The sequence below is a fragment of the Anaerolineae bacterium genome (assembly GCA_035529315.1).
In the GTDB taxonomy this organism is placed as follows: Bacteria; Desulfobacterota; Desulfobacteria; order Desulfobacterales; family ETH-SRB1; genus Desulfaltia.
Genome location: DATKWZ010000008.1, coordinates 1 through 7276, shown reverse-complemented (window position 1 = coordinate 7276; position 7276 = coordinate 1). Strand labels below are relative to the sequence as shown.

Here is a 7276-nt window from a genome sequence, read left to right as displayed (position 1 = left end):
AAGTAAATCCCGGAAACAGCCTGTTTCTTGTCGGCGATCCAAAACAGGCTATCTATTCATTTCGCGGGGCGGATGTTTTTGCCTATCTTGATGCGAAAAATGAAATAGAGGAATTGTCAAAACAGCAGAAAGCTAATTTATATTCTTTGGATATCAACTGGCGCTCACAACCTGAACTAATAAACGCGTTTAACAGCCTGTTCGGCAGACAGGAATGGTTTAAGCCCGGAAACCAGGCAGGCAAATTCGATATATGTTATCAGTATGCGACTTATCCGGAAAAAAAGGACAACCTGACATTATTAAGCTTAGACGAGTCTAAGCGCGGCGTGTTGAACATTGTGGACTTCAGCAAGGCATCATCCCACAGTCTTGCCAGGCTGCAACTTGCAAAGTTTATTGCCAAAGAAATCCAGCATCTAATTTCCTTTGCCAATATCAAACTGGTTCAAAAGGGGAAAGAAGAAAAGAGGCTGAGTTTTGGCGATATCTGCATCCTTGTTCGCGCTAAATCTGATGTGCCTTTAATAGAATCAGAGCTTTCCAGCCTTGCAATCCCATATACGTATTATAAAAAACCCGGTCTTTTCCAATCTGATGAAGCCTTTTATTTAAGCATGATTTTTCACGCAATCCTGGATCCTGTTAACAGCACGGATGTAAAAAGGGCGCTTTTAACCCCTTTTTTTAGATTTAAACCTGCTGCATTGAATGCTTATGAAAAGTTGCCTCATTCGCATCCATTAAAACAAATGCTTTTCAAATGGAATGAATATGCATTGTCACGCGACTTAAGTCTTCTTTTCCAGTCACTTATAAATGATTCAGGTTTGCTTTTTCGCGAGGCTGAAAAAGTTTTCTGGGAAAGGGAATACACAAATTACCGGCAAATATTTGAGTATCTGGAACAAACAGCCTATCTGAAAAATATGGATTTCAGGCAGCTGACTTCGTTACTTGATGGCTACAGAAAAGATACGGTTCGCGCTGATCAGGATGCTGATATTCATCAAATTGAAACCGAGGAGGAAAAGGTCCGGATAATGACCATGCATGTCAGCAAGGGGCTTCAATTTCCAATAGTTTTTATTGCCGGTGGATTAACTCAAAGATCTGCTGGTTCTGATAATTGTTATATATATCACAAGATCGTGGAAGAAAATGACCTGTCTAAGGCAATTAAGACAATCGATCTTTCAATCCAAAATGGTCAAGGCGGCCAAAAAGGCCAAAGTGGAAAGGAAAAACATCTTCTTGAAAAAACAGATGAAGACAAACGTCTTTATTATGTTGCTTCCACCAGGGCTGAGCACAAACTTTATCTTCCATATTATCCCCATACTAAAAAACAGCAATGGGTTGGGCCGGTATGCAGCCTGCTTTCTCCTGCCATGGAAAAGGCTTTCCCCAAAGATGATGAAAATAAAAGTATTTTATGGCTTACGCCGGATGATCATTATTTTGCAGATGATAAAATAAAGCCGGATAATCAATCATATCTTCCTGAAATACAGATAAAAGATCAAGCAGATCTTTTCCCTCACACAAGAAATTACAGGTATAAAAAAATCAGGTTGGAGTCCTTTACAAGTCTGCACGATAAAATTTTCCTCATGCATAAAGGAGGCGAGCAAACAACAGGGTTTCAACTTGCAGATGAAAAATCCAAAGAGGATGACGAAAGCTTTGGTTTGCAAAAAACGGATATTGTGCCTGCCGGCATAATCCCTGACGAAATGCCCGGCGGAACCGAAACAGGCTCTATGTTTCATAATATATTAGAGCATATTGATTTTACGCATGCTGTTGAAAAAATGGACGCGGCGCAGGATAAGGTTCGCTCTTTACTGGATGATCCTGAAACAGGGGATATTATTTTGAAACAGATGGAGATATACCGCGTAGAGGAGCGCTGGGCATATAACATCTGCCGGGTTATAAAAAATACCCTTACAACGCCAATAAGCATTGTCGATGATGAATTTATTCTTGGCAGGATCGGGAATGAGGACCGGATTCATGAAGTGGAGTTTATCTATCCTTTTGCGCTGTCAGCTGGTAAGGATGAAACAATTCCTGATTGCGCGACTGAAAACGGCTTTATAAGGGGCTCTGTGGATATGGTTTTCCGATACAATAATAAATTTTATATAGCGGACTGGAAATCCAACTATCTTGAAAACGGCTATGATCATGGTTCCATGGCGATTAACATGAAGAGCGTGGGTTATGATCTCCAATACAGATTATACACCATCGCGGTTTTGCGCTGGCTAAAGCAAAGCTTAAACAACAGGTTTGATCCTGCAAAAGATTTTGGCGGAATATTTTATTTTTATTTGCGTGGCATGGGAACCGGAAAGGGGAATGGTATCTTTTACATTCCTGCGGGTCAATTAGGAGATTTGGAAGGGATGGAACAGGAAGTTGCAAAAGATGTATAAATTTTTTGACGACACCGAGCTTTCTGAGCTTGATTTTATGACCATCAGAGATCTTTGTGAATTAGGTGGTTATCAAAACGATTTGCCTCTTTCTGCGGTTTTGACGGCCATGTTTTCTGCTTTGCAGGAGGGGAGTCTCTGCCTTAATATAGATAAAAATTCTCTGTCTGACAAACTGCAACCCTTTATGGAAAGCAAAAAAGCAAAACAGATTTCCGCTCAATTTTTGTCAAATCTCGCGGAAAACAGATATGATAATCTCATTGCAAAAAACATCGATACCTATCTGCCTATTATTTTCTATGAGACCAAAGAGAAAAAGCTTCTTTATTTCCAGAAGTTCTTTTTTCATGAAACCAGGCTCAAGCACAGGCTCAGGGCTTTTTTACAAACAAAAGAGCCTTGTAAATTATCCGGCAAAAAGGAAAATGAGATTTTAAGGGAACTGGTTGAAAAGGATCAAGACCAGGTTAAAGCTATCAGGCTTGCGCTTGGTTCACAGTTTTCCATTATATCAGGTGGGCCTGGAACTGGCAAAACCTCTGTTATGGTGAATATTCTTCGCTGTTTTGTGCGCGCTGGAATTGAAGCAAAACAGATTATACTGGCTGCTCCGACCGGCAGGGCGGCTCAAAGAATGACCGAGGCTATTCACAGCCAGATTAATTCCATCAAAATTCCATGTCCCGAGGATATTGAACTGTTAAATCTGACAGGGAGCACGCTGCACAGAATATTGCGATATAAAACCGGTTCTCATGACTTCCATTACAGGGATACAAATCCCTTGCCGGCATCGGTTGTCATTGTGGATGAAGTTTCCATGGTGGATGTTGTCATGATGGAAAGGTTTTTGCGCGCAATAGATCCCGCAAAAACAAGGCTTATTTTATTGGGAGATAAAGATCAGCTTCCTTCGGTTGAGGCTGGAGCGGTTTTTGCGGAAATGATTCCTGACGAAACAGAAGATAATATATTCAAAGACCGATTAATAGTTTTAAAAAAGGTTTATCGATCAGGCGCCAATCTTCTGCATTTGGCAAAACAGATCAACCAGGGCAAATGCCCTGAATACTCGCCGGTTTCTTTTGATTCCGCCTTGTTGCTTAAACAGGATAGCTGGGCATTTGTTCTGCCAAGCGACAATATAAACAGATGGAAGAAGCAGCTCAGGCTGTGGGTTGAGCATCATTATTCAGGCAGAATAAATAAAGATAATAAATCATATAAAGAATTGATACTTGAAGCTGTTAAGTTTGATGCTGACAGCCTTGCATCTTCAGATGATGAGCAGAATATTCTTGATCAGATTTTCAGCAAAATTGAAAAGGCAAGGATTTTAACCCTCCTGCGCAAAGGGGTTTACGGTTGTTCCTGGATAAACAGCATAATAGCTCAATATCTGAGTTTTGAGCTGGAGCCTCTGACAAGAATGCGTAATGATATTTTTAGTGGCGCTATTATAATGATCACTCAAAACAATTATTCAAAAAAACTTTTTAACGGAGATGTTGGCGTTATAATTAAAAATGTTGATGGGAATTACAGGGTGTTTTTTAAACGATTCAGCTCCTATGGCTTTTTTGACATGGATTTTTTGCCGAAATGGGAACCAGGCTTTGCCGTGACAGTGCACAAAAGTCAGGGGACGGAATTTGATGATGTGCTGCTTGTGCTGCCGGATAATGAAAAGCACAGATTGTTGACCCGGGAGATAATATATACCGGTATTACCAGAGCAAAGAAAAGGCTGATTTTATACGGCATTGAGCCGGCATTTAAAAGTGCTTTGCAAAGGAAAATTGAACGGCAATCAGGTTTGACATGGTAATGGCAGGTCTCTATTTATCTTTACCGGTTTCCACTTTTTCCCGGCCATTAACGGTTTCTTTGATCGCGTAATAAATGGTTTTGAAAAGTTCAGAAAAGCCGACTGGAGAGATTCTTCCCGCTTCTATGAATTTGACAACTATTTCCTTGGACGCCCTTAGAATTTGTTCATCAATTGAAGAGCTCATTTTAAATATCCTTTTGCTGATAGTTTTTTTATCAATAATATTAATTTGTTAGCAGAAAGTATTATTTGTGTCAAGCTATTTGATGGCCGGTCTCATAGTCTGATTGACAGCAGGCATTATATTTTCTATTAATACTGATGAATTCGTAAAAAACCGAATTCATCAGGTGTTAAGTGTAAAGTGTTAGGTGTTAGGTTAAAACAATTGCCTGTTTAATCATATACTTAACACCTAACAAATTTCATATTAAAACGAGGTACTTGCAGTATGCCGAAAAAACAGGTCAGCTATAAGACAGACAAGCCGGATATAGTGAAAACAGACATCCTGACCGCCATGGAGTATAAATATAAGGGCCAAAGGGATATTGATATTGTAATAAAACAACCTGAGTTCACATCCGTATGCCCTATGACAGGTCTTCCGGACTTTGGATGCATAACAATTAAATATAGGCCGGATGTAAAGATTGTTGAATTAAAGTCGCTAAAGTTTTATATATTACAATTCAGGAATGTCGGTATCTTCTATGAACATTTGGTCAACCATATTCTAAATGATTTAGTTGAGTTGCTTGATCCAAAGAGGATGGAGGTTTCAGGGGATTTTACAGCGCGCGGTGGGATTACTACTACGGTTACCGCAATATACGAGAGGAAAGATGAGAATTCATAATACTGCTGCATATATTCGAGTTGTTTTTGCTATCATTCTTTTTTTGTTTTCAATATTTATGATTGCCGGATGCTCCACATATTCGACTATTAAAAAGAGCACAAGGAAGATAGTCCGGGATATAACGGCTGTGGATGATATGAAAAAAAAGGTCGCAATTTCTTTTTTCGCAAACCATACTTCTTTCACCAATCAAAATCTTGAAGAATTGTTTCAGAAAAATCTTGCTGAAACCATAAACAGGGCATGTTCCGATATCCTGCTCATAAAGCCCGGGGATGCCGAGTGCCCCGATTTTTTAACCAGGCCTTTATTACCGGAAACAGGCCCTCTTGACAATCTTGCTCTGGCAAAGGCAGGCCGGCGGCTTGGCTTGAATGCAATTATAACCGGAGCTTTTATAGATATAAAGGTTTATAAAGAAAAACAGGGGTTCCTGTGGTTTAAAGATGACAAGAATTTTCTGCGGGTGCTTATAAGCTGTGATGTTTACGATATTGAAACAGGCGCAAAACTTCTTGATGAGAGTTTTGATTATGAGACCGGGATTGATGAATCAGAGTTTACATCAATAAAAGCAAAAAAGATAAAAGATACAACTGCGCTAAAGAATGCCCTGGCACATATCACAGAAGCCATGGGTGAAAAGATTTGCGATACAATCGGTATTTTGCCCTGGAAAGGATATGTTGTTTCAATAGAAAATGATAAAATTATAATTTCTTCTGGAAGAAGAGCCGGGCTTTTACGCGGCGATATGCTCGAGGTTTATGAGAGCGGAAACATGATTCAGGGGAAAGATGGCCTGAGGTTTTTTCTGCCCGGGCTTAAAACCGGCGAGATAAAGATAACAGATGTTTATCCTGACAAGGCTCACGCCGTCCTGGTCACAGGAGATGCAATAAAAGCCGACAGTTCGGTTAGAATAAAACAATAATTGTCACTACTCAGGTTGTCAGGTTCACGGTGAACTTTTGAACCCATGAACGCTTACTTAAACAGTTATCCTGTACACCGTAATAGGTTCATCAACACCCTTGATTTTTACAAGTGGCAGAGTTTCGACATCAATCTCTTCAGTAATTTTCTGATCAGATATCTTCTGAAATGTGCTTTCGGCGATAAGAATCTCTCCCTCTTTGGCTATACTTTGCAATCGTGATGCAATATTAACAGCCATTCCTATGGAGGTAAATTCCTTTTTTCTCAATGAACCTAACACCCCGGAAAAGACCTTTCCTGTTGCTATTCCGATTCCTATCTTCAGATTTAAGCCGTTTTTTTGACTAAGTTCTCCGTTGATCTCCATTGCTTTTTTTTGCATCGCGATGGCTGATTTAACAGCTCTGGCCGTATCATCGCTGTGTATTACAGGCGAACCGAATATCACCATGATGCTGTCTCCTATATGCTTATCAACAGTTCCTTTAAACTGGTAAGCTATCTCTCCCATGGGTGTAAAATACCGGTTGTTCAAAAATGCCACAATCTCTTCAGGCGATATTTTCTGTGACATTTTGGTGAATCCCCGGATATCTGAAAACAGGATCGACACCTCATGAAATGTCGGTTTTAGATCGCCCGATGTGTCCCTAAGCTCTTTGTAAACCTGTTCGGATACGAACTGTTTCAGGCGCTTTCGCAGCGAGATATCACGAATCTTGGCTCTTAGTTCAATATTGTCAAAAGGCTTTGTCAAAAACCCGTCGATTCCCTGGTTTGTTGCCATGATTGCCGCTTCCATAGTGGCATAACCGGTTAGAATAATACGCGTTATTTCCGGGTTTATTGAGGCTATGCGGGCAAGGGTTTCAAGCCCGTTCAACCCGGGCATTTTGTAGTCCGATATTACTGTCACAACATCAAAAATATTTTTCTCGATAAATTCTATGCCCAGCTTACCATTATCTGCCGTATAGATATTGTAAGGTTCCTTCTTAAGAGCGCGAACTACCGAGCGTCGCACACCTTCTTCATCATCAATAAAAAGTAATCCATTCATATCTCTTTCTCCTGTTGCAATAATTCCATATATGCCTTGATTAATTCTATTGTTTCATTTTCAGACGAAATCCGCTTTATTGATTCGCGGAATTTACTGCTAAAACGCAAGCCTTTGGCAAACCAGCCAAGACGGCT

The 7276-nt window shown here is 40.1% G+C and carries 6 protein-coding genes; 4 read left to right on the top strand and 2 right to left on the bottom strand.

The features are described 5' to 3' along the window. On the top strand, positions 1–2444 hold a 2444-nt coding region (locus VMW78_01235), incomplete at its 5' end, for a 3'-5' exonuclease (protein ID HUV49633.1). After that, positions 2437–4275, top strand: coding sequence for an exodeoxyribonuclease V subunit alpha (gene recD / locus VMW78_01230; GenBank protein HUV49632.1), 1839 nt, complete (start codon positions 2437–2439; stop codon positions 4273–4275). The genes VMW78_01235 and recD, both read left to right, overlap by 8 nt. 10 nt (positions 4276–4285) lie before the next feature. Here recD and VMW78_01225 read toward each other — a convergent pair whose 3' ends face one another. Further along, the gene (locus VMW78_01225) at positions 4286–4462 is read right to left on the bottom strand and encodes a hypothetical protein (GenBank protein ID HUV49631.1); all 177 of its coding nucleotides are present in this window, start codon (positions 4460–4462) and stop codon (positions 4286–4288) included. Between the two features lie 267 nt (positions 4463–4729). On the opposite strand from VMW78_01225, the gene queF reads away from it, so the two are divergent. Then, entirely contained in the window at positions 4730–5137 is a 408-nt protein-coding gene (gene queF, locus VMW78_01220; GenBank protein HUV49630.1) for a preQ(1) synthase, read from the top strand. Further along, positions 5124–6074, top strand: coding sequence for a hypothetical protein (locus VMW78_01215; GenBank protein HUV49629.1), 951 nt, complete (start codon positions 5124–5126; stop codon positions 6072–6074). Before queF ends, VMW78_01215 begins: the two co-directional genes overlap by 14 nt. Before the next feature lie 57 nt (positions 6075–6131). On the opposite strand, the gene VMW78_01210 is transcribed toward VMW78_01215, so the two are convergent. After that, a complete protein-coding gene (locus tag VMW78_01210) occupies positions 6132–7139 on the bottom strand; it encodes an adenylate/guanylate cyclase domain-containing protein (protein HUV49628.1) in 1008 nt (335 codons plus the stop codon). Between the last annotated feature and the right edge of the window lie 137 nt (positions 7140–7276).